Below are 25,074 nucleotides of genomic sequence, written 5' to 3'. Positions count from 1 at the left end.
TTTTTAAACGCTTTCATTATCCAGGATCAATGGAGAGATATTTGTCAGGTAAGCTCAGTGTGTTAAAATAGCAACATTACAATACACAATAATAAATTGCTTTATTTCGGAGTTTGCATGAGCATTTTTTGTAGATGTTTACAGTATTTAAAAACCAGAAGGTTTCTGTATTTCACACTATTTTTTCTGTCTCTTGTTTTGTGTTGGTTTGAACCTACAAACATATTTTTCACTACTTTTTTTTCTGTCTTTATTTTCTTGCGTTTGATTTTTTGTATTCGCAATAAAATAGTCAGAAATAGTATGGTCGTTTTTGTTTCATTGATCACATTCCTGACTTATTTCATCTATCAAAAATATGGCGGGCTCTCTACCAGCATGGTTATGTCAACCTTCGGGGTAGGCCTTTCCGTTTCATTAGGTACGGTGCAAACATTTGGTCTTAAATTCCTTGCGGGATTCCTTTTCCTACTTTTTGCACTTTCGCTGTTATCGATTAAAATACCGAAAGCAGGCTACTCTGTTAAAGATCGTGTAATTTTGACTGTCTGCCTTATTCTTATTCTTTCAAAACCAGTGATAGATGGTATCAGTTTTTGGGGAGCGAAGTTCTTCATTAACAACCTCGAATATTCACCAACCTTTATATCTCAGCCTTATATCGATCAGTACAAGATTTTTTTTGGACCGCTTGTTTCCTCTGTATCTATTATTGCTGAAAATATAGTTGATGATGTTAAATACAAAAAAATTGAGCATAAAGAATATCCTGCCTATATTAAGAATAAAGCTGCAGGGAGCAAAAATATTATTTATGTCATCGGTGAATCATCCAATCCCGGCCGTTATGGCATCTATGGCTATGGTAAAGATACCACACCAAACTTATCTCAGATGGATAGAGATGGAAAAATCTGCGTCGTTAATAACGTACATTCACCTGCTGCGCAAACGCGACTTGCTGTGCCAATGCTGATTTCGTTCGAAACGCCTCTGCAGCGTGGTAATTTATTTAAGTTTAAAAATCTTATCGAAATGGCAGAATTGCAAGGCTACCATACTTATTGGTTCGACTCTCAAATGCAAAACAATATGTGGAACAAACCTTTTGGTTATCTTGCAAAATACGCCGAAGTATTGCAAACTCCTGAAGATAATAATACTCGCTTTCCTATTAACGAAGGGCAGGACGACAAGCTACTCCCTGCAATCAAGCATTATTTTAAAGAATCACAAGAGAGAAACTTTTACGTTATTCATTTGATGGGCAACCATTTACCTTATTCTGCTCGCCGTGGAGATGAGGATAACCCGATGGTTGATGATTATGATGCGTCTATCTATAACGTAGATGATACCTTGCAAAGCATTTTTACCCTTGCGGATACCTATCTTAAAGATTACAAGCTGGTTTATGTATCAGACCATGGGGAGGTTGTTGGCCAGGGACATGGTTTCCCATCCAGCGATAATGAAATGTATAAAATTCCATTGCTGATGAATGATGCTTCCTGGTGTGAAAAGGCTGAACAATTGCGTAATAGTAATCACTACTTCTCATCTGATTTAACCAAATTTCTGGTGTTAGAAATGATGGGCTATTCTGTTTCAGATGAACACATGCAAGACGCGGTAAAAAATTCTGATTTCGTGCTGAATGAAAAAGAAGACGCTATTCGTTTCTCTGAATTAAGGGATGTACCCTTACCGCAACATCCTTAATTGTCGGTGCGTAGATAGACTCTGGTTTAAATGGTGATCATATTAAACCAGAGTTCCTTCAATGCATGTTTCGATTTACTTATGTCTGGACTTCAGATTATCGATAACACCCCCTAAATTCAGCCCCTGGTCCTGCAACAACACCAGCAGGTGATACATCAGGTCTGACGCCTCATTCTTCAGTTCAAACTTGTCATTTACCGTCGCGGCCAGCGCGGTCTCCACGCCTTCTTCTCCCACTTTCTGCGCAATACGTTTGGTGCCGCTGGCATACAGTTTCGCAGTGTATGAGCTCTCCGGGTCGGCATGTTTGCGCTCGGCCAGCAGTTGTTCCAGTTGATAGAGGAACAACCACTGGTGTCCGGTCTCCCCAAAGCAGCTTGACGTCCCTTTGTGGCAGGTCGGGCCTATCGGGTTGACCAACACTAACAAGGTATCGTTATCGCAATCCGGGGTGATGCTGACCACATTAAGAAAGTTGCCGGAGGTTTCACCCTTTGTCCACAGGCGCTGTTTGGTGCGCGAGTAGAAGGTCACTTTGCCGCTTTCTTGCGTTTTCGCCAGCGCGTCCTCATTCATATATCCCAGCATTAACACTTCGCCAGATTCAGCGTGCTGTATGATGGCCGGTATCATGCCGTCGGTTTTTTGCCAATCCAGCTGTTCACTCAACATACCCTGATCTCCACGCCCTGGGCTGCCAGGAACGTTTTTAATTCGCCAATATTAATAATTTGTTTATGGAACACGGAAGCGGCGAGGGCGCCATCGACGTTGGCGTCGCGGAAGGCCTCAAGGAAGTGCTCCATGGTTCCGGCGCCGCCGGAGGCAATCAACGGAACGTTACACACTTCACGGACCTTTCTGAGCTGATCCAGATCGTAACCGTTGCGCACGCCGTCCTGGTTCATCATGTTGAGGACGATTTCTCCCGCTCCGCGCTTTTGTACTTCCTGCACCCAATCCAGCGTCTCCCATTGGGTGACGCGAGTCCGGCTTTCATCGCCGGTGTACTGATTAACGTGATATTTACCGGTTTGTTCATCAAACCAGGTATCGATACCTACCACGATGCACTGCACGCCAAAGCGATCGGCGAGGCGGGTGATTAACGTCGGGTCCGCAAGCGCAGGCGAGTTAATTGAAATTTTATCTGCGCCGAAGGAGAGGATCTGCGCTGCGTCTTCCAGAGATTTAATCCCGCCCGCGACGCAGAATGGAATATCAATCACTTCGGCCACGCGCGAAACCCAACTTTTATCGACTACCCGGCCATCGCTGGAGGCGGTGATATCGTAGAACACCAGTTCATCCGCGCCTTCATCGGCATAGCGTTTTGCCAGCGGCACAATATCGCCGATAATTTCGTGATTGCGGAACTGTACGCCTTTCACTACCTGGCCGTCGCGGACGTCAAGGCAGGGGATTATCCGTTTTGCCAGCATTGGATAGCCTCCGTTACGTTGAATTTACCTTCCAGCAGCGCGCGGCCGACGATTACGCCGCGAACGCCGGTTCCGCGCAGCGCGGCAATATCGTTGAGACCGCCGATCCCACCGGAAGACTGGAACGCCACCTGCGGATAACGCGCGCAGACTTCTTCATACAGTGAGACGTTGGAACCCGCGAGAGTGCCATCGCGGGAGATATCGGTACACAGCACATGTTGCAAGCCGACCGGCAGATAGTTTTCCACCAGCTCTTCCAGAGTGACGCCAGAGTTTTCCTGCCAGCCGCTCACCGCCACCTGTTTATTGCCATCGGCATCAATGCGTACGTCCAGCGCCAGTACCAGATGCTCGGGGCCAAAGCGTTTAAACCAGGCTTTGACCACCTCCGGCGATTTTACCGCCGTTGAACCGACCACCACGCGCGCCACGCCGGCGTCCAGCAGTGCGGCAACGTCTTCTTCTGTACGTACGCCGCCGCCGACCTGTACCGGTACCGTAACGCCGGCGACTAAGGTCTTAAGCAGCGGTATCTGGCGTTTTGCCGGATCTTTTGCTCCGGTAAGATCGACCAGGTGCAATACTTCCGCGCCCTGGTCTGCATAGGATTGCAGGCGTGGTAACGGATCGTTGCCATAGTCGCGTTGCTGGCCGTAGTCGCCCTGATGCAGGCGCACCACGGTACCGTCAATTAAATCTAAAGCTGGAATGATCATTACATCTCCAGGAAATTTTTCAGCAGCTGCGCACCGGCGCTACCTGAGCGCTCAGGGTGGAACTGTACGCCAAAGAAGTTATCTTTCTGTACCGCCGCGGTGAAGGCCTCGCCGTAGTTGCATTGCGCGATAGTGTACGGGTTTACCGGCATGGCGTAGCTATGGACGAAATAGAAATACGCGCCTTCTTCAATGCCGCGGAACAGGCGATCGCCGGCTTTGGCGTATACCCGGTTCCACCCCATATGCGGCAGCGGCAGTCCATGATCGGTCATTTTCGGCACCTCTTCATCAATAATGCCCAGTAGCTCGACGCCGTTTGTCTCTTCGCTGCGCGCACCGAGTAACTGCATGCCGAGACAGATCCCCAGCACCGGCTGGGTACAAGCTTTAATAAGCTCAATGAGCTCACGTTCGCGCAGCTGATCCATCGCAGCCTGCGCGGTGCCGACGCCGGGCAGAAAAAGTTTATCGGCGCGTAGAACAACATCCGGCTCGCGGCTGACCACTGGCTCATAGCCGTGGCGGCTCACCGCAGATTTCACCGAGTTGAGGTTGGCGCACCCGGTATCGAGGATTACCACGTTCATCACAATACCCCTTTTGACGATGGCAACGTGTCGCCCTGGACCCGAATGGCCTGGCGCAGCGTACGACCGAAGGCTTTGAACAGGCTCTCGACGCGGTGATGATCGTTTTTACCTTTGGTTTTCAGGTGCAGCGTCACCGCCATGGTATAGGAGAGCGAGCGGAAGAAGTGTTCGACCATCTCGGTGCTCAGGTCGCCAACGCGCTGATAGGTGAAGTCAGCTTTATATTCGAGGTGCGGACGGCCAGAGATATCCAGTGCGCAGCGCGCCAGGCACTCATCCATCGGCAGCACAAAGCCAAAGCGGTTAATGCCGCGCTTATCACCCAGCGCCAGCTTCAACGCTTCGCCTAACGCCAGGCCGGTATCTTCTACGGTGTGGTGATCGTCGATGTAAAGATCGCCGCCGACGTTAATTTCCAGGCGAAAGCCGCCGTGGGTGGCGATCTGATCGAGCATGTGATCGAAGAAACCAACGCCGGTGTGGATCTTACTGCCGCCTTCACGGTCCAGCCAGACTTTAACGTCAACCAGGGTCTCTTTGGTGATGCGCTCAACGTGAGCATAGCGGTCGCGACGGGTCAGCTGATCGCAGATGGTCGGCCAGTTCAGCGTTTCACTGTTATAGCGCAGGCCGGTGATACCCATGTTATCCGCCAACTCGATATCGGTGGCGCGGTCGCCGATGACATAACTGTGGGTTTTATCCATCACGCCGTCTTCCAGCCACGGTAATACCAACTGGGTCTTCGGCTTACGGCAGTCGCAGTTATCGCCAGGCATGTGCGGGCAGATCAGGACGGATTCAAAGTTAACGCCCTGCGAGGAGAAGACCTGCATCATCAGGTTGTGCGGGCCGTCGAATTCCTCCTGCGGCAGGCTTTCGGTACCAAGGCCGTCCTGGTTGGTGATCATCACCAGCTTATAGCCTTCCTGTTGCAGCTTAAGCAGCGCCGGGATCACCTGCGGCTCGAAGGCCAGTTTTTCAAATCGGTCTACCTGAAAATCAACCGGCGGTTCGGAGATAAGCGTTCCGTCACGGTCAATAAAGAGAAACTTCTGGGTCATACATTCTCCGCAGTCAAAGCGTCAATCACGCGCTGGCTCTCTGCACGGGTACCGATAGTGATACGCAAACAGCCGCTTAATGAGGGTTGTTTATTTTGGTCACGTAAGATAATGCCCTGATCCCACAAAGATTTAAACACCGCGCTGGAGGCGGTTATCCGCGCCAGCAGGTAGTTGGTCTCGGAATCGAACACCTGTTCGACGCAGGCGATGCCGCGCAGCGCATCGACCAGGTATGCGCGTTCATCAAGGATCTGCGCTACTCGCGCGCGCATGGCGGCAATTCCTGCCGGGCTCAGCGCCTGAGCGGCGATATCGGCAACCGGCGTCGACAGCGGATAAGGTGCGATGACTTTTAGCAGTACATTAATTACCTCTGCGTTAGCCAGCGTAAAACCGCAGCGCAGCCCGGCCAGCGCAAAGGCTTTCGATAAGGTGCGCAGGATAACCAGGTGCGGGTAATCATTTAGCCAACCGGCGAGCGACGCCTGCGGACAGAACTCAATATAGGCTTCATCCGCTACCACGATCGCTTTACCGCGCGTCATTTCCAACAGGGCGCGGAAATCTTGTGGATTGATTATCTGCCCGGTTGGATTATTTGGGCTGCAGACAAACACCACTTTCACGCCGGTGAGATTCGCTTCGATACCCGGTAAATCGAGCTGCCAGTCGGCGAGCGTCGGAACCGTGCGGCACTCAACGCCGATAGTTTCGGCGCTGACGCTATACATACCGTAGGTAGGTGGGCAATAAAGGACCGCGTCCTCGCCGGGTTCGCAAAAAGCGCGGATCAATAACTCGATACCTTCGTCAGCCCCGCGGCTCACCAGTACCTGCTCTGGTGTTACGCCAGCATAGTGCGCGTAGTTTTCGATAACCGCTTTCGGCTGCGGCTCCGGATAGCGGTTCAGCGTCTGTTCGGTTAACTGGAATTCCACGGCGGTGGGGAATTCGTTGGCGTTCAGCCACACGTCGCCTTTTCCCCCAAGACGGCGGGCGGATTGATACGGCGTCAGCGCGCGAATATTGGCGCGGGCTAAGTCTTCAATGCTCATGCTTGCTCCTTAAGGGCGGCTACGCGTAGCGTTACGGCGTTTTTGTGGGCGGTCAGCAGTTCGGCTGCGGCCAGGATCTCGATAATCGGGGCGAGGGCGGCGAAGCCTTCACGTGTCAGCTCCTGTACGGTCATGCGCTTTTGGAAATCCGCCAGACCGAGGCTGGAACAGGTGGCAGTGTAGCCGTAGGTCGGCAGCACGTGGTTGGTGCCGGAGGCGTAATCACCTGCTGATTCTGGCGACCAGTCGCCGAGGAATACCGAACCAGCGCTGGTAATGCCGTCAACCAGTTCACGGGCGTTGCGGGTCTGGATAATCAGGTGCTCCGGACCGTACTGATTTGAGATCTCTACACATTGCTCGAGATCGCGAGCGACAATAATACGGCTGGCGGAAAGCGCTTCACGTGCGGTTTCGGCACGCGGCAGGGCCGCTAGCTGACGTTCAACCGCTGCGGCGACCCGGGAGCCCATGTCGGCGTCGGGGGTCAGCAGGATAACCTGGGAATCCGGGCCATGTTCCGCCTGGGAGAGTAAATCGGAGGCGACGAAATCCGGCGTCGCGCCGCCGTCGGCAATCACCAGAACCTCCGACGGGCCGGCAGGCATATCGATAGCCGCGCCGTCGAGGCGCTGGCTGACCTGGCGCTTGGCCTCGGTGACGAAGGCGTTGCCAGGGCCAAAGATTTTAGCGACTTTCGCCACCGATTCGGTGCCGAAGGCCATTGCCGCGATAGCCTGCGCGCCGCCGACGTTAAAGATATTACGCACGCCGCACAGCTGCGCCGCATAAAGAATTTCATCGGCAATCGGCGGCGGCGAACACAGCACCACTTCCTGACAGCCGGCAATGCGCGCCGGCGTTGCCAGCATCAGCACCGTTGAAAACAGCGGCGCCGAGCCGCCCGGAATATATAAGCCGACGGAGGCGATAGGGCGGGTAAGCTGCTGGCAGCGTACGCCGGGCTGGGTTTCAACATCGACAACCTGCAACTGCTGCGCGTTGTGAAAGGTCTCGATATTGTTGACCGCTACCGCCATCGCTTGTTTGAGTTCGTCGCTGAGGCGCGCGCCGGCAGCGGCAATTTCTTCGTCAGATACTTTCAGCGCCGTGACGGTGGTTTTATCGAATTTGGCGCTATATTCGCGTAAAGCGGCATCGCCATTCTCTTTAACGTTAGCGAGGATCCCGGCTACCGTTTTGCTGATGCTCTCGGAAGCTGAAATCGCCGGGCGCATTAAGAGTTGTTGCTGTTGTGCGGCGCTGCAGCTATTCCAGTCGATAATGGTATTGAAGCTCATGGTCATTTCCCCTGTTTGTCCCGTATGCGGATAGCTGGATTACTCCATCATCTTCTCGATCGGCAGCACCAGGATGGAGCTGGCGCCCAGCGCTTTCAGTTTTTCCATGGTTTCCCAGAACAGGGTTTCGCTGCTGACCATGTGCATCGCTACCCGCTGTTTGTCGCCCGCCAGGGGCAGAATAGTTGGCCGCTCGGCGCCCGGCAGCAGCGCCACCACTTCTTCCAGCCGTTCGGTCGGCGCGTGCATCATGATGTATTTCGATTCGCGGGCCTGGATAACCCCCTGAATACGGGTCAGCAGACGGTCGATCAGCTGCTGTTTCGCATCGTCCATCTCGCCGTCGCGCTGGATCAGGCAGGCTTTGGAACGATAAATCACTTCAACTTCGCGCAGGCCGTTAGCTTCAAGAGTTGCGCCGGTAGAAACGAGATCGCAGATGGCGTCGGCAAGGCCTGCGCGCGGGGCGACTTCGACAGAACCGTTCAGCAGACAAGATTTAAAGGAGATGCCTTTCTGATCGAGATAGCGTTTTAACAGGTGCGGGTAAGAGGTGGCGATGCGTTTGCCGTCCAGCGCCGCCGGGCCATTCCAGTTTTCATCCACCGGTGTCGCCAACGACAGGCGGCATCCGCCGAAGTCCAGACGACGCAGGGTAAAGTAGCGCGGGTCTTCGCCCTGCGCACGGCGGCTCAGCAGCTCTTCTTCCAGCACGTTCTCGCCGATAATGCCAAGGTCGACAACGCCGTCCATCACCAGCCCCGGAATATCGTCATCGCGAACGCGCAGAATATCGATCGGCATGTTTTCCGCAAGGGCGATCAGACGCTGGGTGTGCAGGTTGACTTTAATGCCGCAGCGGCCGAGCAGTTCGCGTGAATCTTCACTCAAACGGCCGGATTTCTGAATAGCTATGCGTAAACGGGTGTTGTCTAACATTGTTGTTTTCCTCTGAATACCTGTCTGAATCTGTCCGAATTCGGTCCAAAAAAAAGCCCCCGGAAGTGAATCTTCCGGGGGCTCTCTTTGCGTTCATGCACCACTGGAAGATCCAAACGTCTTCCAGCACACATCGCCTGAAAGACTAGTCAGGATGATGGTGATGATGGTGGTTTTTAAATTGAACGCTGTTCATAAAATTCTCTTTGAATGACTATGCATTTGATGTCTTTTAACCTAAACCAGTTGCGGCGCATAAAGCAAGCCCTTTTTTCCATCATTAATTCATTTCATATTCGTCGAACAAATTGTCAGGTCTCGCGGGCTAGCGTAGCCTAGTATCAGCACAGCGAATGAGTCAGGAGCCAGGGTATGAAAAAGGTCGCGATTGTCGGGTTAGGGTGGCTGGGCATGCCGCTTGCGTTGTCATTGCGCGCGCGCGGTTGGCATGTCACCGGCAGTAAAACGACGCAGGACGGCGTGGAGGCGGCGCGGATGTGCGGTATTGAAGGATATCCGCTACGTCTTGAACCCCAGCTGATCTGTGAGGCTGAGGATCTGGACGCGATGATGAACGTCGATGCGCTGGTTATCACGTTACCTGCGCGGCGCACGGGCCCCGGGGAAGATTTTTATCTACAGGCGGTGCAGGAGATTGTTGATACCGCGCTCTCGCGGCATATTCCACGCATTATTTTTACCAGTTCGACCTCGGTTTATGGCAATACTGAAGGGACGATGAAGGAAAATTCGCCGCGCAATCCACAAACCGCCAGCGGCAGGGTACTGAAAGAGCTGGAAGACTGGCTGCATGCGTTGCCGGGCACCTCGGTGGATATTCTGCGTCTCGCCGGGTTGGTTGGGCCATCGCGCCATCCGGGCCGTTTCTTTGCCGGTAAATCGGCCCCGGATGGCCAGCACGGTGTCAATCTGGTGCATCTGCAGGACGTTATTGCCGCGATTGAGTTATTGCTTCAGGCTCCGAAAGGCGGACACATCTATAATATATGTGCGCCGCAGCATCCGGCGCGCGGCGTCTTTTATCCGCAGATGGCCCGTGAACTTGGGCTGCCGTTACCGGTATTTACCGATAACCCGGAAGGCGGTAAAGGCAAAATCATTGATGGCAACCGGATCTGCTATGAGCTTGGCTTTGAATACCAGTACCCCGATCCGCTGGTGATGCCGATGGAGTAACCACCAGCAGGCATTCGCGTACCGTAAGGGGGGGCGATGAAACCACTGCTGGATGTTCTCGTTATTCTTGATGCCTTAGAAAAAGAGGGGAGCTTTGCCGCGGCTTCGGCAAAGCTCTATAAAACTCCCTCGGCGCTGAGCTATACCATCCATAAATTAGAAAGCGATCTGAATATCCAACTGCTGGATCGCAGCGGTCATCGGGCGCGCTTTACTTGCACCGGGCAGATGCTGCTGGAGAAAGGACGTGAGCTACTCCATACCGCTCGCGAACTTGAGCTGCAGGCCATCAGGCTACATCAGGGCTGGGAAAATACCCTGACCATCAGTGTCGATATGACTTTTCCTTTCTCTCTTTTAACTTCACTGATGGAACAGTTTTATCAACAACGCAACGTGACCCGTTTGCAGTTCACTAGCGCTGGTGGTTGGGATGCTCTGGCGGCAGGTGAGGTCGACATGGTGCTGGGCGCGCTTAACGAGCCGCCAACGCTGGTGGGTTATGGTTTTAGTCTGCTTGGCGATGTGGATCTGTGTTTTGTGGTTGCGATTAATCATCCACTGGCGCAGGCTAAGGAACCGTTGAATTTGCGGGTGTTACAGCGATATCGGGCGATTATTTGCAATGCCGGGTTGCTGCAAAGCGAAAAGCAGGAGAGTGTGACGGTTTATGATATGAATAGCCTGCTGGAGCTGGTATGCGCCGGGCTGGGCTGGGCTTACCTGCCGCGCTATCTGGCAGAGGCCTGGCTGGAGAAGGGAAAAGTGGTCGAGAAACGTATTAGCACACCCGCGCGGCTGCATCGGGCATGGATTGGCTGGAATGAAGACGTTTTTGGCCTTGCCGCGCAATGGTGGTTACAAGCGATATTAGCAAATAGTGCTATTCGTCAGATCTACAATACTAAAATAGTATGAATATTAGGCGGTTAGAATTCTTAGCCTATTAATAAACCTTTCAACATCTTGTCATTAAGCCAGAAGTTGTTGCAAAATACGCAGCCTGAAAACCAGAGACTAGCCGACGCTTTTTTTAAAGTGTCGGTTATTTTTTTGGTCGAAAGACACATCATTCAATACCAAGAGGCCGGGCTTCGTACCGGATAGATATTTACTAAAAACCGACAGTCGTTGTCGCTGAGGAATAGAAAGAAATGGGGCAATTTTTTGCTTACGCGCTGGCCTTCGCCGTAAAAGGGGATAACTATGTCGCATAACGCTACTCCAAATACCTCTCGCGTGGAATTACGTAAAACCCTTACGTTAGTTCCGGTTGTAATGATGGGCCTGGCCTATATGCAGCCGATGACGCTGTTCGATACGTTTGGTATCGTCTCTGGTATGACCGACGGTCACGTGCCGACGGCCTACGCCTTTGCGTTAATCGCTATTCTTTTTACTGCGCTGAGCTACGGGAAGCTGGTACGCCGTTATCCTTCCGCGGGTTCCGCGTATACCTACGCCCAGAAATCCATTAGCCCGACCGTTGGCTTCATGGTGGGTTGGTCCTCTCTGCTCGACTACCTGTTCGCGCCGATGATCAACATCCTGTTGGCGAAAATCTACTTTGAAGCGCTGGTGCCTTCGATTCCATCGTGGGTGTTTGTTATCGCGCTGGTCGCGTTCATGACCGCCTTTAACCTGCGCAGCATCAAGTCCGTCGCCAACTTCAACACCGTTATCGTGGTGCTGCAGGTGGTACTGATTGCCGTGATCCTCGGCATGGTGGTGTATGGCGTATTTGAAGGCGAGGGCGCCGGTACGCTGGCCAGCAGCCGTCCGTTCTGGTCCGGCGATGCGCACGTTATCCCGATGATTACCGGGGCGACGATACTCTGCTTCTCATTTACCGGCTTTGATGGCATCAGCAATCTGTCTGAAGAGACCAAAGATGCAGAACGCGTTATTCCGCGCGCTATCTTCCTGACTGCGCTGATTGGCGGCCTGATCTTCATTTTTGCCACCTACTTCCTGCAGCTGTACTTCCCGGATATCTCGCGCTTTAAGGATCCGGATGCCTCACAGCCTGAAATTATGCTGTATGTGGCAGGTAAAGCCTTCCAGGTAGGCGCGCTGATCTTCTCCACCATCACCGTGCTGGCTTCCGGTATGGCGGCGCATGCTGGCGTTGCGCGCCTGATGTACGTAATGGGCCGTGATGGCGTATTCCCGAAAAGCTTCTTCGGCTACGTGCATCCGACCTGGCGCACCCCGGCGATGAACATCATCCTGGTTGGCGCGATCGCGCTGCTGGCGATTAACTTTGACCTGGTGATGGCGACTGCGCTGATTAACTTCGGTGCGCTGGTGGCGTTCACCTTCGTTAACCTGTCGGTTATCTCGCAGTTCTGGATCCGCGAGAAACGCAACAAGACGCTGAAAGACCACTTCCAGTATCTGTTCCTGCCGATGTGCGGCGCCCTGACCGTTGGCGCGCTGTGGGTTAACCTGGAAGAGAGCTCGATGATCCTGGGTCTGATCTGGGCCGGTATCGGTCTGATTTACCTGGCGTGCGTAACCAAAAGCTTCCGCAACCCGGTACCGCAGTACGAAGACGTTGCGTAATTACGCTTTATGATAGAAAAGCCGGAGGGAGACCTCCGGCTTTTTTGTTTCTGGCGTCCGCTGCTTTTCCCCGCTGGCGGCAGTCGCTTTACCGGGGGCACAGGGATGGCTTACTTCTCCTGTCGCATCACATTAAGCAGCGTATCCAGCAGCCCTGGAAAACGGGCATCCAAATCGTCGCGGCGAAGCGAAATGAGATTTTCCCGCCCCTGAGGACGTTGCCAGATCACGCCGCTGTCGCGCAGCACCCGCCAGTGGTGAGTCATGGTGGATTTCGCGATATCTTCTTTGCGCAATGCGTTACAACTCTGCTCGCTGCCGTCGGAGAGCGTGCGAATGATTTCCAGCCGCAAGGGGTTGCCCAGGGCAAAAAGAACATTTTCGAGGCGAATTTGTTCACGTTCGGGGTGATTGGCGATCATAATATTCCTGTGTCGGCGGTTGTGCTGTTCACGCGAACAGCAGCCCGTGTCGGCGGCTGGCGGCTACTATACCCAAACTCCTTTTCTTGCGCCACGCGCGCCGTCGCAACCTGATCGATAGCAGTGATAGTAAAAATAGTTCGAATATACTCGTACAATTGTACTATTATAGATGCCGTAAACCTAACCGCGGCAGATTTAGCCGCTCATTGACAGTCAAAATGACTAAGGACGCATCATGCCCCGACCCATCCCCCTCGAACGTTATCGCAACATCGGTATCTCCGCGCATATCGATGCCGGTAAAACCACCACCACTGAGCGCATTCTGTTTTACACCGGGATGAGCCATAAGCTGGGTGAAGTACACGATGGCGCGGCAACTACCGACTGGATGGCGCAGGAGCAGGAGCGTGGGATTACCATTACTTCCGCAGCGGTAAGCTGCTTCTGGCCCGGGATGGACCGCAGCTTTGAGCCCCATCGTATCAATATCATTGATACCCCGGGGCACGTGGACTTTACCATCGAAGTAGAACGTTCGATGCGCGTGCTGGACGGCGCGGTGATGGTCTATGACTCGGTCGGCGGCGTGCAGCCGCAGTCGGAGACCGTCTGGCGGCAGGCCAACAAGTATCGCGTCCCGCGACTGGCGTTCGTTAACAAAATGGACCGCCCGGGCGCCGATTTCTTCCGTGTGGTGCAAATGATGATCTACCGCCTGAAGGCCAATCCGGTGCCGATTGTTATCCCCATTGGCGCCGAAGAGCATTTCACCGGCGTCGTCGACCTGATAAAGATGCGGGCCATTCTGTGGGATGATGCAACGCAGGGGATGACGTTCAGCTATGCGCCTGTGCCTGATGACCTGCTGCCGACGGCTCAGAAGTGGCGGGAAAAAATGGTTTCGGCTGCGGCGGAAGCCAGTGATGAGCTGATGGATAAATATCTCGAAAGCGGTGAACTGAGCGAAGCGGAAATTGTGGCCGGGCTACGTAAACGCACGGTCGGCGGCGAAATCCAGCCGGTGCTCTGCGGCAGCGCCTTTAAAAATAAAGGCGTGCAGCGGATGCTCGATGCGGTCGTTGAGTTAATGCCGTCGCCGCTGGATATTCCGGCGATTCAGGGCATTGATGATAAGGGGCAACCGGCGGAGCGTCACCCGAGCGACGATGAGCCGCTGTCTGCGCTGGCGTTTAAACTCATGACCGATCCCTACGTCGGCCAGTTGACCTTTATTCGCGTCTATTCCGGGACGTTGAAAAAAGGCGATGCGGTCTTTAACCCGGTGAAGGGCAAGAAAGAACGTATCGGGCGCATCGTGCTGATGCATGCCAACGATCGCCACGAAGTCGACGAGCTGCATGCCGGTGATATTGCCGCCTGTGTTGGTCTAAAAGATGTCACGACGGGCGATACGCTGTGCGATCCGGATGCGGTCATCACTCTTGAGCGTATGGAGTTCCCGGAACCGGTCATTTCGCTGGCGATTGAACCGAAGACCAAGGCCGACCAGGAGAAAATGGGCATTGCGTTACAGCGGTTGGCTTCCGAGGATCCGTCGTTCCGCCTGCATACCGATGAAGAGTCCGGGCAGACGATTATCTCCGGGATGGGGGAGTTGCATCTGGAGATTATCGTCGACCGTATGAAACGCGAGTTCGGCGTTGAGGCGAATATTGGCCGTCCGCAGGTTACCTATCGGGAAACCATCCGTAAAACGGTGAAGGATGTGGAAGGCAAATTTGTGCGTCAGTCCGGCGGTAAGGGGCAGTATGGGCACGTCGTGCTGACCCTGGAGCCCTTGGCGGCGGGGAGCGGCTTTGTGTTTGAAGATGCCACCAAAGGCGGGGTCGTACCGCGTGAATACATCCCTTCTGTGGAGAAAGGGCTGCGTGAAGCGATGGGCACCGGCGTGCTGGCGGGCTATCCGGTTGTCGACGTTAAAGCGACCCTGACGTTTGGTTCGTATCATGACGTCGACTCCTCCGAAATGGCTTTCCGTATGGCGGCGATTTTCGGCTTTAAGGAAGGGGCGCGAAAAGCGGACCCGGTGATCCTGGAGCCGGTGATGCACGTCGAGGTGGAGACGCCGGAAGAGTACGCCGGCAATATTATGGGCGATCTCTCTTCCCGTCGCGGAATGGTGCAGGGGATGGAGGAGCGTTTCGGTAGCCAGATTATTCGTGCCGATGTGCCGCTGGCCGAAATGTTCGGTTATTCCACCACGCTGCGCTCGATGTCGCAGGGTCGCGCGACCTATAGCATGGAGTTCCATCATTACGCAGAAGCGCCGCGTAACGTGGCCGACGATATCATCGCCAGCCGCGCGAAAAGTTAAGTCAGTACTCCCGGGCTAGGGTGACGGCCTGGCCCGGGTTAAACGATTTCCTGCGCATATTGCCACAGCGCTTTCAACAGGGCTTGTTTTGCACTATCGTCAGCATACTGTTGATACATCACCTGCAGTTCATCGGCATAGGCCTGCAAAAACTCCGGCGTAAAGACGTTACGGCGGTGCTCTAACCAGCGCTGCTGTTCGTTTTCATCAAGCGTACCGGGGAAGTTACGCGCGCGGTAGTTAAACAGCAGGCGTTCAATGCGTTTATCCGCAAACGTAATATCCAGCGCTGGCAGGTTACGCGGTTCGGTTTCCAGCACTATTTTCATCGCCGCGCGATCGGCATCGCTAAAGAATCCGTTGTACAGTTGGGCGTCAACATTATCCGATGGCACGAACGGTTCGGCTTCGGCATACAGGGCTACCACTTTCTCACGTACCTGCGGATTTGCGCGCAGCAGTTGGGCGTTCTCCAGGCAGCGCTGAATATTGATACCTAAACGGTCGGCATCCTGCGGACGCAACGTATTGGCCTGCGCCAGCACCGGGCATTTATTTAAATGCACCAGCTTAATTGGCGCTGCCGGTAAATCGCCGAGTTCGTCGCGCGGAGTATACAGGCGCTCGCGCAATGTATCGGCGTCGAGCTCCAGCAACGGCGACATATCCCCCGCCAGGTCAACCATAATCACCGCATTGCGGTTATCCGGATGCCAGGCCAGCGGCGCGACCAGGCTAGTGTTGCCGCGGGCGGCGCCGAACATACCGGAAACGTGGACCAGTGGTTTCAACTGCGGCACGTCGATTAACGTCGCCAGCTTGCGTTTATTTCGATGACTGTACAGATAGTCAAACAGGCGCGGCTGATGGGTCTTCACCAGTTTCGCCATCGCGATAGTGGCGTACACATCGGCCATCGCATCGTGGGCATTGCTATGCTCAATGCCATTCGCGACGGTCAGATGCTCAAGGCGGAAGCTTGGCAGACCGTCTTCGTTTTCCGGCCAGTTGATACCTTCCGGGCGCAGGGCATAGCAGGCGCGCATCACATCCAGCAGGTCCCAGCGCGAATTATCATGCTGCCAGCTCCAGGCGTAAGGATCGTAAAAGTTGCGGTAAAAAATATTACGGCTGACTTCATCATCAAAGCGGACATTGTTGTAGCCGACGATACAGGTTTTCGGCACCGTGAACAGATCGTTGATGCGGCGGGCGAAAGCGGCCTCGTTGTCGCCTTTGGCCAGCGCTTCCTGCGGTGTAATACCGGTAATCATCACTGCCTGCGGTTGCGGCAGATAGTCGTCCGCAGGCTTGCAGTAGAAGACTTCCGGTTCGCCAATGACATTCAGATCGCTATCGGTACGGATGGCGGCGAACTGCGCCGGCCGGTCGAGCGAAGGGCTGGTACCGAAGGTTTCGTAGTCGTGGAATAAAAATCCAGGCTGATTGGCGCTGTCTTGCATAATCGATTCGTTATCCATGGTGTAAGGCATTCCGTATGGTAAACGATTTGTAGAGCCATCAGAAGGGTAACGGTCAGATGCATCTACTGTCATGTCATATTTTCTTGCAATTTAGCCCTGATCTCTCAGGCGAACTTCCGTAAAAAGGACGGCGAATCTGTAAATCTTGAGGATATGCCGTTGAAAGGCCGTTTTTTATTTGCTGTAACTTTGCTCGCTTCGAGCGTTTCCTGCGCATTTGCTGCCGCTGATTTGCCCGTCACCGTGACGCCGCCATCGATCCAGGCCGGTTCCTGGGTGCTGATGGACTACACCACCGGTCAAATCCTGACCGCCGGTAATGAACATCAACAGCGTAACCCCGCCAGCCTGACCAAACTGATGACCGGTTACGTTGTCGACCGCGCCATCGACAGCCATCGCATTACCTTTGATGATATGGTCACCGTCGGTAAGGATGCCTGGGCCAAGGGCAATCCGGTGTTTAACGGTTCTTCGCTGATGTTCCTTAAAGCGGGCGATCGGGTTAGCGTTCGCGATCTTAGCCGCGGGCTGATCGTCGATTCCGGTAATGACGCCTGCGTCGCGCTTGCTGACTATGTCGCCGGCGGCCAACCGCAATTTGTCGCGTTGATGAATAGCTACGTTGAAAAATTGCATTTGAAAGATACCCATTTTGAAACCGTCCACGGACTCGACGCGCCTGGCCAGCATAGCTCCGCCTATGATTTAGCGGTGTTGTCGCGGGCGATTATTCACGGCGAGCCGGATGTCTATCACATGTATAGCGAAAAAAGCCTGACGTGGAACGGTATCACCCAGCAGAACCGTAACGGTTTGCTGTGGGACAAAACCATGAATGTCGATGGCCTGAAAACCGGCCATACCTCAGGAGCGGGCTTCAATCTTATTGCCTCGGCGGTCGATGGCCAGCGTCGTTTGATTGCCGTGGTGATGGGGGCCGATAGTCCAAAAGGGCGAGAAGAGCAGGCGGCTAAGCTGCTGCACTGGGGTCAACAGAACTTTGACACCGTGCAGGTGCTGCAAAAAGGTAAGCAGGTCGGCGTCGAACATATCTGGTATGGCGACAAAGAGCAGATCAAGCTCGGCACCGATCAGGACTTCTGGCTCGCGATCCCGAAATCAGAAGTTCCACGTATCAAAGCAAAATATGTGCTGGATACCAAGGATCTGGAAGCGCCGATCGCCGCTAACCAACGCGTGGGCGAAATCTCGCTTTACGATGGCGACAAAGTGGTCGGGCATTGGCCGCTGGTGACCCTGGAAAGCGTCGGCAAGGGTGGGATGTTTTCCCGCCTGAGCGATTATCTGCATCACGGCATTTAATCTTGTTACCCTCTGGCCCGCCGCACTCTGCGGCGGGCTTTATTCATTCGCGCTTGTGGCGACTCTGTGAATCCGCGCACATACTGTTGTTCATCCGGCTGCTAAATTTAGTGTATATTTATACAGTATTTTATCAACACTGGAGGCGCTATGAACTACAGTATTAAATCTCTCGATGCCCGCAAGATTGCCGGGTTTCATATGGTTGGCCCCTGGGAGCAGACCGTAAAGCAGGGGTTTGAACAACTGGCGGCGTGGGTCAGTCACCACCAGGTGCCTGCGCAGGAGTGGGTCGCGGTTTATTATGATAATCCGCAGCAGGTACCGGCGGAAAAACTGCGTTGTGACACCGTTGTTACCGTGGCGGATGATTACGTCATCCCGCCGAATAGTGAAGGGGTCATCCTCACCGCAATTGCCGGTGGCGATTACGCCTGCGCCAGCGCGCGGGTCATTAACCATGATTTCTCCACGCCGTGGCTGCAGTTCTTTGACAGCCTGCTGCAGAGCAGAGAGTTCGAAATCGCGGATAAGCCCTGTTTTGAAATTTATCTTAACGATGGCAACCAGGATGGTCACTGGGATATTGAGATGTATGTGGCGGTGAACCGTATCGGCTCGTAAGTCGTTATCCCTTATCTTGACAAGGTTTTTTACATTAGCACAGTGCGCTCGTGAAAAAAGCGGCTACAATTGGCCTTTTCTGTTTGCCGGAGCAGGCCGTGCGCGCTGATAAATCACTTAAGCCATTTGAGATCCGTCTGTATCGTCATTACCGAATTGTGCACGGTATCCGCATCGCGCTGGCTTTTGTCCTGACCTTCCTGCTGGTGCGTCTGCTGAACGTGCCGGAGGGCACCTGGCCTCTGATCACCCTGGTGGTGGTGATGGGGCCTATCTCTTTCTGGGGCAATGTGGTGCCGCGGGCCTTCGAACGTATTGGCGGCACTATCCTCGGTTCGGTACTGGGGCTGGTGGCGCTCAAACTCGAGCTTATCTCACTGCCCATCATGGTGCTGTGGTGCGCGGTGGCGATGTTCCTTTGCGGCTGGCTGGCGCTCGGCAAGCGGCCCTATCAGGCGCTGCTGATTGGCATTACGCTGGCGGTGGTGGTGGGCGCGCCGCCGGGCGATATGAACACCGCGCTGTGGCGAAGCGGCGATGTCATCTTTGGTTCTCTATTGGCGATGCTGTTTACCGGTATCTGGCCGCAGCGGGCGTTTTTGCACTGGCGCATCCAGATGGCGAATTACGTTACAACGTTTAATCGGCTGTATCAGGCCGGTTTTTCGCCAAATCTGGTTGAGCGCCCGCGGCTGGAAAAACATCTTCAGAAAGCGCTCAATGACGTGGTGAAAATGCGTGGGTTGATAACCCCGGCCAGCAAAGAAACGCATATTCAGAAAGCAATCTTCGAAGCCATTCAGACCGTCAGCCGTAATCTGGTATGCATGCTGGAACTGCAGATCAACGCTTATTGGGCCTCTCGTCAGGGCCATTTTGTGATGCTCAACGCCCAGACTTTACGTGAAACACAACAGATGACCCAGCAAACGTTGCTGACTATCGCCCATGCCCTGTATGAGGGAAACCCGCAGCCGGTACGCGCCAACACCGAGAAGCTCAACGAGATCGTGGTCGAGTTGCGACAGCTTATCAAAGAGCATCAGGACGATAATCTGTCGGAAACGCCGATTCACGGCTATGTTTGGCTGACCATTGAGCTGGCGCGCCAGCTTGAGCTGCTGTCGCACCTTATTTGCCGCGCGCTGCGCAAATAAAAGACAGATACGTGCGCGAAGTGAACAGGTTGCTTCGATTCAGCAGCATTTAGGGTTATGATAAATGCAAAGGAAAAAACATTGTCATCAGCGACTGCTAGCAGTTATGTTAGCCCTATAGGGCAGTCGCTTTAGCGAATCCGAATCTCAAATATTAGGGGTGTAAAAATGGAAACAACTAAGCCTTCTTTCCAGGACGTTCTGGAGTTTGTTCGTCTGTTCCGTCGTAAGAACAAGCTGCAGCGTGAAATTCAGGACGTTGAGAAAAAGATCCGTGATAACCAGAAGCGTGTCCTGCTGTTGGACAACCTCAGCGACTACATCAAGCCGGGTATGAGCGTTGAAGCCATTCAGGGTATCATCGCCAGCATGAAAACCGATTATGAAGACCGCGTTGACGATTACATCATCAAAAACGCCGAGCTGTCGAAAGAACGTCGCGACATCTCCAAAAAACTCAAAGTGATGGGTGAAGCCAAAGTCGGCGAATAAACCTCTCATTAGTTCCGGCGGCAGTGCTTGCCGCCGGGCTCCTCCATCTTCCTGCCGTTAAACCTCCGTATAAGCATCGCCCTTTAAGCCGACAGTTTGTTATACTGCCGCCGTGAACTTATTGATACCGGAAGGGTTTATCACATGCTGTCCCAGCTACAGGTACCGCCGCGATGATACTGATTACCGGCGGCGCGCGTAGCGGCAAAAGCCGTCACGCCGAATCTTTACTCCAATCCTTCGCGTCGGTGCTCTATATCGCCACTTCAGCCGCTATTGACGATGAAATGGCCGCACGCATTCAACATCACCGCAATAGCCGCCCGCCGCACTGGCGTACTGCAGAGCGCAGCCGTGATCTAACGCCACTCATTACCCCCGATAATGCACCCGATGAAGCCATTTTGCTTGAGTGCGTCACTACACTGGTCACCAATATTCTGTTCGCTGAAGGTGGGGAAACGGATCCTGAAGAATGGGATTACGCTGCGATGGAAAAGGCAGTCACGCAAGAAATCACTCAGCTGATTGCTGCCTGCCGCGCCTGCCCATCGCCGGTGCTGTTGGTTACCAATGAGGTGGGGCTGGGAATCGTGCCGGATAACCGGCTGGCGCGGCATTTTCGTGATATTGCCGGGCGCGTGAATCAGATGCTGGCCGCGGCTGCCGATGAGGTGTGGCTGGTTGTTTCAGGGATAGGAGTCAAAATAAAATGATTAAATCGTTCTTTGCCACGCTTTCCTTTATGAGCCGCTTGCCGGTTCCGGCCCGCTGGTCGCAGGGGCTGGAAATCGATCAATATGAGCGCGGGATTGTTACTTTTCCGCTGGTGGGGTTACTACTCGGCGCGATTGCCGGGCTGGTGATGCTGGCGCTTCATGCCTGGTGTGGCCTGCCGTTGGCCGCGCTGTTTGCCGTACTGGCGCTGGCGCTGCTGACCGGCGGTTTTCATCTTGATGGCCTGGCGGATACCTGCGATGGGATCTTTTCCGCCCGCCGCCGCGAGCGGATGCTGGAGATCATGCGCGATAGTCGGCTCGGGACGCACGGCGGGCTGGCGCTGATCTTTGTGCTGGTGGCGAAGGTATTTGTCATTAGCGAGCTGGCGCTGCGCGGTACCTCGATGCTGGCGGCGTTGGCTGCCGCCTGCGCTGTGGCGCGTGGGATGTCGGTGCTGCTAATGTACCGCCAGCGTTATGCCCGGGAGCAGGGGCTTGGTAACGTATTTATTGGCAAGGTGACTTTCCGTCAGACCGTCATTACCCTGGCGCTATCCTTGGCGCTGGCAACGCTGCTGCTGGGCGTGCATGGCCTGCTGGCTGCGGTTATAACGCTGCTGGTGGTATCGGCGCTTGGCCAGGCGCTGAAGCGCACGCTGGGCGGGCAGACCGGCGATACGCTTGGGGCGGCCATTGAACTGGGCGAAGTTATCTTTTTACTGGCGTTGCTATAGAGCACACACCGCGCTGACAGGAATCCTATGAATACAATAACTGAATGGTTAGCGGCCATCCCGCGACCGGACGAAAGCGCGATGTCGCGGGCTCGTGAGCATATTGACGGCTTGTTGAAACCACCCGGCAGCCTGGGGCGTCTGGAATCGCTGGCGGTTCAGCTGGCCGGTATGCCGGGGCTACAGGGCGGGCTACGTTTTGCGCGCAAAACTATCGTGGTCATGTGCGCCGACCACGGCGTCTGGCATGAAGGCGTTACCGTCTCGCCACAAGCGGTGACCGCTATCCAGGCGGCCAATATGACCCGTAAGAATACCGGCGTTTGCGTGCTGGCAGCTCAGGCCGGGGCTGATGTTCAGGTAGTTGACATCGGTATTGACGCCGAACCGATCCCTGGGCTGGTAAATATGAAAGTGGCGCGCGGTAGCGGCAATATTGCCTGTACCGCGGCGATGAGTCGCGAGCAGGCTGAAACGCTGCTGCTGGCGAGCATGCGCTACACCCGTCAGCTTGCGGAGCAGGGCGTGCGTCTGTTTGGCGTGGGCGAATTAGGAATGGCTAACACGACCCCCGCTGCGGCAGTAGTCAGCGTGCTGACCGATCATGATGCCGGCGATGTTGTCGGCATCGGCGCGAACCTTCCAGTATCGCAGCTGGCGCACAAGGCGGAAGTGGTACGCCGGGCGATAGCGGTCAACCAGCCTACATCCGAAGATGGCCTCGACGTGCTGGCAAAAGTGGGCGGTTTTGACTTGCTCGGGATGGCTGGGGTCATGCTGGGCGCCGCTTCCTGCGGATTGCCGGTGATACTCGATGGCTTTTTATCGTACGCTTCGGCACTGGCGGCCTGCCGGATCGCGCCACAGTTGCATCCGTACCTGATTCCGTCGCATCTGTCGGCGGAGAAGGGGGCAAGTATTGCGCTGGAGCACCTGCAGTTGCAACCTTATCTGGAGATGGGCATGCGCTTAGGCGAGGGCAGCGGCGCGGCGTTAGCCATGCATCTGGTCGAGGCGGCAGGGGCTATGTTCAACAATATGGGGACGCTGGCTGAGAGCAATATCGTGTTGCCGGAAACCCGTTAAGTGGCTTCGGGGCGCCGACCGGCCCCCCGAAATAGTGCTTACAGCGCCTGCTGCCACACGCTTTGCGGCAGCAGATAAACATCCGCTTTAGCCTGCATGCCGTCGGTAACAATATGACGAATGCCGCTGGCCATCACCGCAAGGGTGACATCAAACGCATTCAGGCTATCGCCAAAACCGGCGGTAAGGTTGAGCATTGAGCCATCGGCCATTAGATAGATTGTTTTCCCCGGCATCCGATAAGCGTTGATATAGGGCATAACCTCTTCATGCGGGAACTGGCGCAGGTGTTCGCAGTCAATCTCTTCCGCCACGTGGCCGACGTTGAGAATAAATACGCCATCTTTAGCGCTGTCCAGCGCCAGGCTGTTGACCACTTTTTTCCCGCCGGTGGCGGTAGCGACGACGTCGGCTGATGCGATGGCATCCTGTAAATCCACGACATGCCAGCCGTCATAAGCGGCCTGTAAACGGCGCGCGGGATCGATTTCCGCCACCATAACCTGGCCGCCGAAGGCTTTTGCCGCGGCGGCGACGCCTTGCCCGACCAGGCCGTAGCCGATCACCAGCACTTTTTTCTCATGTAGGGTCAGGTGAGTAGTCTGGAAGAATGTGTGCCAGGCCGTCAGGCCAACCATATGGCGGTTATGTAGCCCTTCTTTGACCGGCAGATCATCCCAGTTAAAAATAGGGTAGCCGGGGCGAATATCACCGAGGCGATTGACGCCGGAACCGGTGGCTTCAAGGCCGGCGACGACATTGCCGTACTCGCCGCGCTGGTGGAGCAGAGTGGTAATATCCGCGCCCATTTCACAAAGGTGAGTTGGCTCCCAGGCGATGGCTTTTTCCCATGATTGTTGCCAGTCGGCGTCACTCATATTGCGCCAGGCGCAGGCTTCCGCGCCACGTTCCACCAGCCAGGAGACAACCTCATCCTGCACGGTGGTTGGATTACAGGTGGTCAAAAAGACTTTCGCCCCTTTCTCAAGGAGTCCCTGCACCAGCGGGATCATTTTCATATCCAGATGCATACAGCAGGCCAGGCGCACTTCGCTGAGGTCAGGAAGGGCCGCCACCTGACGCAGGGTACGCGGCATATTCTGGCTGGCCCATGCCACTTCTTTCGTTAAATTTGTCTTATTATTCACCGTATTGTGACCTTTAATCCGTAGAGTGGGTTTAACCCCGGTGGGGAAGATGATTCTAACGCAGGGTGTAAAAATCACATAACCCACACTGCCCGGTAAAGTTGCAAATAATAGGCATCATAAATACATGGTTGTTAATGAATGGTTAAATAAAGACAATGAAACATCATTTATTCCTATGATGTGAGCGATTTGTTCGATGTTACGCGTTTTACAGCGCCCGCTATTTTCTCGTGCGCGTATTTTTCTCGGCCGTTTAAAACCTCATGCCTTACCCGTTGCTAAAAAGCATATTGTGCTGGGATCGATCGGTGCGGGAACCGGACTGGCGGTGACCAGTATGTTCAGCCACTGGCTGTTGGGTGAGGTGAATCTGTGGTTTATTGCGCCGATGGGGGCCTCGGCGGTATTGCTATTTGGCGTGCCCAGCAGCCCGCTTGCTCAGCCCTGGTCTATCGTTGGCGGCAACGTGCTTTCGGCGCTGATCGGCGTCACCGTCGGACTACTAGTGCCGGATACGGCAATCGCCTGCGGCCTGGCGGCGGCGCTGGCGATCGCCGGGATGTACTTTTTGCGTTGTCTGCATCCACCTGGCGGCGCGGTGGCGCTCACGGCCATCCTTGGCGGCGCCGGCGTACACAGTGAAGGCTACCAGTTTGTGCTGACGCCGGTATTATTGAACTCCATGATGTTGGCGCTGCTGGCGATCGTCTTCAACAATCTGGTCGGGCGTCGCTATCCGCATCCGCTGGCGGCGGAAGAGGTGAAGCCGAATGTAGTGCCGATGGGGATTGCAGTCACTCGCGAAGATATTCACGCCGCGCTGATGGAAGGGCAGTTCCTTGATATCGGCGAGGACGATGTGCAGGAACTGCTGGAGAATATCGAACAGCAGGCCCGTCTGCGTCTTGCCGCCGGTCAAAAAGCGCGCCAGTGAT

25 protein-coding genes and 1 other annotated feature are annotated in these 25,074 nt (G+C 54.5%); of the genes, 13 read left to right on the top strand and 12 right to left on the bottom strand.

Annotated elements, in window-relative coordinates; translation table 11 throughout:
* Positions 1-303: 303 nt before the first annotated feature.
* Positions 304-1,722, top strand: coding sequence for a phosphoethanolamine transferase (locus ABLU80_RS14655; RefSeq protein WP_166479651.1), 1,419 nt, complete (start codon positions 304-306; stop codon positions 1,720-1,722).
* Positions 1,723-1,797: 75 nt separating this feature from the next.
* On the opposite strand, the gene hisIE is transcribed toward ABLU80_RS14655, so the two are convergent.
* From hisIE to hisL, 9 genes are all read right to left on the bottom strand, one after another.
* Entirely contained in the window at positions 1,798-2,397 is a 600-nt protein-coding gene (hisIE, locus tag ABLU80_RS14650) for a bifunctional phosphoribosyl-AMP cyclohydrolase/phosphoribosyl-ATP diphosphatase HisIE (RefSeq protein ID WP_348850115.1), read from the bottom strand.
* A complete protein-coding gene (gene hisF / locus ABLU80_RS14645) occupies positions 2,391-3,167 on the bottom strand; it encodes an imidazole glycerol phosphate synthase subunit HisF (RefSeq protein WP_015365818.1) in 777 nt (258 codons plus the stop codon). Before hisF ends, hisIE begins: the two co-directional genes overlap by 7 nt.
* Positions 3,149-3,886: a 1-(5-phosphoribosyl)-5-[(5-phosphoribosylamino)methylideneamino]imidazole-4-carboxamide isomerase gene (hisA, locus tag ABLU80_RS14640; RefSeq protein ID WP_047063894.1), complete on the bottom strand. Its 738-nt coding sequence runs from the start codon at positions 3,884-3,886 to the stop codon at positions 3,149-3,151. The genes hisF and hisA overlap by 19 nt, the downstream gene beginning before the upstream one ends.
* Positions 3,886-4,476 (bottom strand): imidazole glycerol phosphate synthase subunit HisH, encoded by a 591-nt coding sequence (gene hisH, locus ABLU80_RS14635; protein ID WP_045412962.1) that lies wholly within the window; start codon positions 4,474-4,476, stop codon positions 3,886-3,888. Before hisH ends, hisA begins: the two co-directional genes overlap by 1 nt.
* The gene (hisB, locus tag ABLU80_RS14630; RefSeq protein WP_348850114.1) at positions 4,476-5,543 is read right to left on the bottom strand and encodes a bifunctional histidinol-phosphatase/imidazoleglycerol-phosphate dehydratase HisB; all 1,068 of its coding nucleotides are present in this window, start codon (positions 5,541-5,543) and stop codon (positions 4,476-4,478) included. Before hisB ends, hisH begins: the two co-directional genes overlap by 1 nt.
* On the bottom strand, positions 5,540-6,601 hold the full coding sequence (hisC, locus tag ABLU80_RS14625) for a histidinol-phosphate transaminase (protein ID WP_072383453.1): 1,062 nt from the start codon (positions 6,599-6,601) through the stop codon (positions 5,540-5,542). The genes hisB and hisC overlap by 4 nt, the downstream gene beginning before the upstream one ends.
* Positions 6,598-7,902: a histidinol dehydrogenase gene (gene hisD / locus ABLU80_RS14620; RefSeq protein WP_348850112.1), complete on the bottom strand. Its 1,305-nt coding sequence runs from the start codon at positions 7,900-7,902 to the stop codon at positions 6,598-6,600. Before hisD ends, hisC begins: the two co-directional genes overlap by 4 nt.
* A 39-nt stretch (positions 7,903-7,941) precedes the next feature.
* The gene (gene hisG, locus ABLU80_RS14615; protein ID WP_045379285.1) at positions 7,942-8,841 is read right to left on the bottom strand and encodes an ATP phosphoribosyltransferase; all 900 of its coding nucleotides are present in this window, start codon (positions 8,839-8,841) and stop codon (positions 7,942-7,944) included.
* A gap of 47 nt (positions 8,842-8,888) precedes the next feature.
* Positions 8,889-9,011, bottom strand: a sequence feature (His leader region).
* Positions 8,987-9,037: a his operon leader peptide gene (gene hisL / locus ABLU80_RS14610; RefSeq protein WP_009654477.1), complete on the bottom strand. Its 51-nt coding sequence runs from the start codon at positions 9,035-9,037 to the stop codon at positions 8,987-8,989. (Overlaps the previous feature by 25 nt.)
* A 176-nt stretch (positions 9,038-9,213) precedes the next feature.
* On the opposite strand from hisL, the gene ABLU80_RS14605 reads away from it, so the two are divergent.
* From ABLU80_RS14605 to plaP, 3 genes are all read left to right on the top strand, one after another.
* Positions 9,214-10,038: an SDR family oxidoreductase gene (locus ABLU80_RS14605; RefSeq protein WP_015365825.1), complete on the top strand. Its 825-nt coding sequence runs from the start codon at positions 9,214-9,216 to the stop codon at positions 10,036-10,038.
* 36 nt (positions 10,039-10,074) lie between these two features.
* Positions 10,075-10,956: a LysR substrate-binding domain-containing protein gene (locus ABLU80_RS14600; protein ID WP_032706023.1), complete on the top strand. Its 882-nt coding sequence runs from the start codon at positions 10,075-10,077 to the stop codon at positions 10,954-10,956.
* A 288-nt stretch (positions 10,957-11,244) separates the two neighbouring features.
* Positions 11,245-12,603 carry a putrescine/proton symporter PlaP gene (gene plaP, locus ABLU80_RS14595; protein ID WP_015365827.1) on the top strand — a complete coding sequence of 453 codons (1,359 nt, stop codon included), beginning with the start codon at positions 11,245-11,247 and terminating at the stop codon, positions 12,601-12,603.
* Between the two features lie 110 nt (positions 12,604-12,713).
* Here the strand turns inward: plaP and ABLU80_RS14590 are convergent, their stop codons facing one another.
* A complete protein-coding gene (locus ABLU80_RS14590) occupies positions 12,714-13,025 on the bottom strand; it encodes a helix-turn-helix domain-containing protein (RefSeq protein ID WP_015365828.1) in 312 nt (103 codons plus the stop codon).
* Positions 13,026-13,263: 238 nt separating this feature from the next.
* Here ABLU80_RS14590 and fusA point away from each other — a divergent pair, with 238 nt between their 5' ends.
* Complete coding sequence (gene fusA, locus ABLU80_RS14585) at positions 13,264-15,366, top strand: elongation factor G (RefSeq protein ID WP_348850111.1); 2,103 nt, start codon at positions 13,264-13,266, stop codon at positions 15,364-15,366.
* A gap of 38 nt (positions 15,367-15,404) precedes the next feature.
* Here the strand turns inward: fusA and sbcB are convergent, their stop codons facing one another.
* Entirely contained in the window at positions 15,405-16,829 is a 1,425-nt protein-coding gene (sbcB, locus tag ABLU80_RS14580; RefSeq protein ID WP_348850132.1) for an exodeoxyribonuclease I, read from the bottom strand.
* A gap of 180 nt (positions 16,830-17,009) precedes the next feature.
* Here sbcB and dacD point away from each other — a divergent pair, with 180 nt between their 5' ends.
* From dacD to cobT, 7 genes are all read left to right on the top strand, one after another.
* A complete protein-coding gene (dacD, locus tag ABLU80_RS14575; RefSeq protein WP_015365831.1) occupies positions 17,010-18,176 on the top strand; it encodes a serine-type D-Ala-D-Ala carboxypeptidase DacD in 1,167 nt (388 codons plus the stop codon).
* 150 nt (positions 18,177-18,326) lie between these two features.
* Entirely contained in the window at positions 18,327-18,800 is a 474-nt protein-coding gene (sbmC, locus tag ABLU80_RS14570) for a DNA gyrase inhibitor SbmC (protein ID WP_047466028.1), read from the top strand.
* A gap of 98 nt (positions 18,801-18,898) precedes the next feature.
* The gene (locus ABLU80_RS14565; protein ID WP_015706020.1) at positions 18,899-19,957 is read left to right on the top strand and encodes an FUSC family protein; all 1,059 of its coding nucleotides are present in this window, start codon (positions 18,899-18,901) and stop codon (positions 19,955-19,957) included.
* A gap of 168 nt (positions 19,958-20,125) precedes the next feature.
* Positions 20,126-20,449 (top strand): DUF496 family protein, encoded by a 324-nt coding sequence (locus ABLU80_RS14560; protein ID WP_015365834.1) that lies wholly within the window; start codon positions 20,126-20,128, stop codon positions 20,447-20,449.
* Between the two features lie 173 nt (positions 20,450-20,622).
* Positions 20,623-21,165, top strand: a complete 543-nt coding sequence (gene cobU, locus ABLU80_RS14555) for a bifunctional adenosylcobinamide kinase/adenosylcobinamide-phosphate guanylyltransferase (RefSeq protein ID WP_045412976.1) — start codon at positions 20,623-20,625, stop codon at positions 21,163-21,165.
* Complete coding sequence (gene cobS / locus ABLU80_RS14550) at positions 21,162-21,902, top strand: adenosylcobinamide-GDP ribazoletransferase (protein ID WP_015365836.1); 741 nt, start codon at positions 21,162-21,164, stop codon at positions 21,900-21,902. Before cobU ends, cobS begins: the two co-directional genes overlap by 4 nt.
* Positions 21,903-21,929: 27 nt before the next feature.
* Positions 21,930-22,988 (top strand): nicotinate-nucleotide--dimethylbenzimidazole phosphoribosyltransferase, encoded by a 1,059-nt coding sequence (gene cobT / locus ABLU80_RS14545; RefSeq protein ID WP_047740622.1) that lies wholly within the window; start codon positions 21,930-21,932, stop codon positions 22,986-22,988.
* Positions 22,989-23,026: 38 nt separating this feature from the next.
* Here cobT and ABLU80_RS14540 read toward each other — a convergent pair whose 3' ends face one another.
* Positions 23,027-24,136, bottom strand: a complete 1,110-nt coding sequence (locus tag ABLU80_RS14540; protein WP_045412980.1) for an adenosylhomocysteinase — start codon at positions 24,134-24,136, stop codon at positions 23,027-23,029.
* Between the two features lie 199 nt (positions 24,137-24,335).
* On the opposite strand from ABLU80_RS14540, the gene ABLU80_RS14535 reads away from it, so the two are divergent.
* Entirely contained in the window at positions 24,336-25,073 is a 738-nt protein-coding gene (locus ABLU80_RS14535; protein ID WP_015365839.1) for an HPP family protein, read from the top strand.
* Position 25,074 lies beyond the last annotated feature (1 nt).

This window comes from Klebsiella sp. CN_Kp104, assembly GCF_040064515.1.
In the GTDB taxonomy this organism is placed as follows: domain Bacteria; phylum Pseudomonadota; class Gammaproteobacteria; order Enterobacterales; family Enterobacteriaceae; genus Klebsiella; species Klebsiella aerogenes.
Note: the sequence above shows the minus strand (reverse complement) of the source record. Positions and strands in the feature narration are given on the sequence as shown.

What these genes read in the sequence shown, in the direction of transcription:
- ABLU80_RS14590 (WP_015365828.1), bottom strand. Translation starts at nt 13,025, where the DNA reads ATGATCGCCAATCACCCCGAACGTGAACAAATTCGCCTCGAAAATGTT.
- hisD (WP_348850112.1), bottom strand. Translation starts at nt 7,902, where the DNA reads ATGAGCTTCAATACCATTATCGACTGGAATAGCTGCAGCGCCGCACAA.
- hisG (WP_045379285.1), bottom strand. Translation starts at nt 8,841, where the DNA reads ATGTTAGACAACACCCGTTTACGCATAGCTATTCAGAAATCCGGCCGT.
- cobT (WP_047740622.1), top strand. Translation starts at nt 21,930, where the DNA reads ATGAATACAATAACTGAATGGTTAGCGGCCATCCCGCGACCGGACGAA.
- sbmC (WP_047466028.1), top strand. Translation starts at nt 18,327, where the DNA reads ATGAACTACAGTATTAAATCTCTCGATGCCCGCAAGATTGCCGGGTTT.
- sbcB (WP_348850132.1), bottom strand. Translation starts at nt 16,829, where the DNA reads ATGCAAGACAGCGCCAATCAGCCTGGATTTTTATTCCACGACTACGAA.
- ABLU80_RS14605 (WP_015365825.1), top strand. Translation starts at nt 9,214, where the DNA reads ATGAAAAAGGTCGCGATTGTCGGGTTAGGGTGGCTGGGCATGCCGCTT.
- hisF (WP_015365818.1), bottom strand. Translation starts at nt 3,167, where the DNA reads ATGCTGGCAAAACGGATAATCCCCTGCCTTGACGTCCGCGACGGCCAG.
- hisA (WP_047063894.1), bottom strand. Translation starts at nt 3,886, where the DNA reads ATGATCATTCCAGCTTTAGATTTAATTGACGGTACCGTGGTGCGCCTG.
- ABLU80_RS14655 (WP_166479651.1), top strand. Translation starts at nt 304, where the DNA reads ATGGTCGTTTTTGTTTCATTGATCACATTCCTGACTTATTTCATCTAT.
- ABLU80_RS14600 (WP_032706023.1), top strand. Translation starts at nt 10,075, where the DNA reads ATGAAACCACTGCTGGATGTTCTCGTTATTCTTGATGCCTTAGAAAAA.
- hisH (WP_045412962.1), bottom strand. Translation starts at nt 4,476, where the DNA reads ATGAACGTGGTAATCCTCGATACCGGGTGCGCCAACCTCAACTCGGTG.
- hisB (WP_348850114.1), bottom strand. Translation starts at nt 5,543, where the DNA reads ATGACCCAGAAGTTTCTCTTTATTGACCGTGACGGAACGCTTATCTCC.
- hisC (WP_072383453.1), bottom strand. Translation starts at nt 6,601, where the DNA reads ATGAGCATTGAAGACTTAGCCCGCGCCAATATTCGCGCGCTGACGCCG.
- ABLU80_RS14535 (WP_015365839.1), top strand. Translation starts at nt 24,336, where the DNA reads ATGTTACGCGTTTTACAGCGCCCGCTATTTTCTCGTGCGCGTATTTTT.
- ABLU80_RS14560 (WP_015365834.1), top strand. Translation starts at nt 20,126, where the DNA reads ATGGAAACAACTAAGCCTTCTTTCCAGGACGTTCTGGAGTTTGTTCGT.
- cobS (WP_015365836.1), top strand. Translation starts at nt 21,162, where the DNA reads ATGATTAAATCGTTCTTTGCCACGCTTTCCTTTATGAGCCGCTTGCCG.
- fusA (WP_348850111.1), top strand. Translation starts at nt 13,264, where the DNA reads ATGCCCCGACCCATCCCCCTCGAACGTTATCGCAACATCGGTATCTCC.
- plaP (WP_015365827.1), top strand. Translation starts at nt 11,245, where the DNA reads ATGTCGCATAACGCTACTCCAAATACCTCTCGCGTGGAATTACGTAAA.
- cobU (WP_045412976.1), top strand. Translation starts at nt 20,623, where the DNA reads ATGATACTGATTACCGGCGGCGCGCGTAGCGGCAAAAGCCGTCACGCC.
- hisIE (WP_348850115.1), bottom strand. Translation starts at nt 2,397, where the DNA reads ATGTTGAGTGAACAGCTGGATTGGCAAAAAACCGACGGCATGATACCG.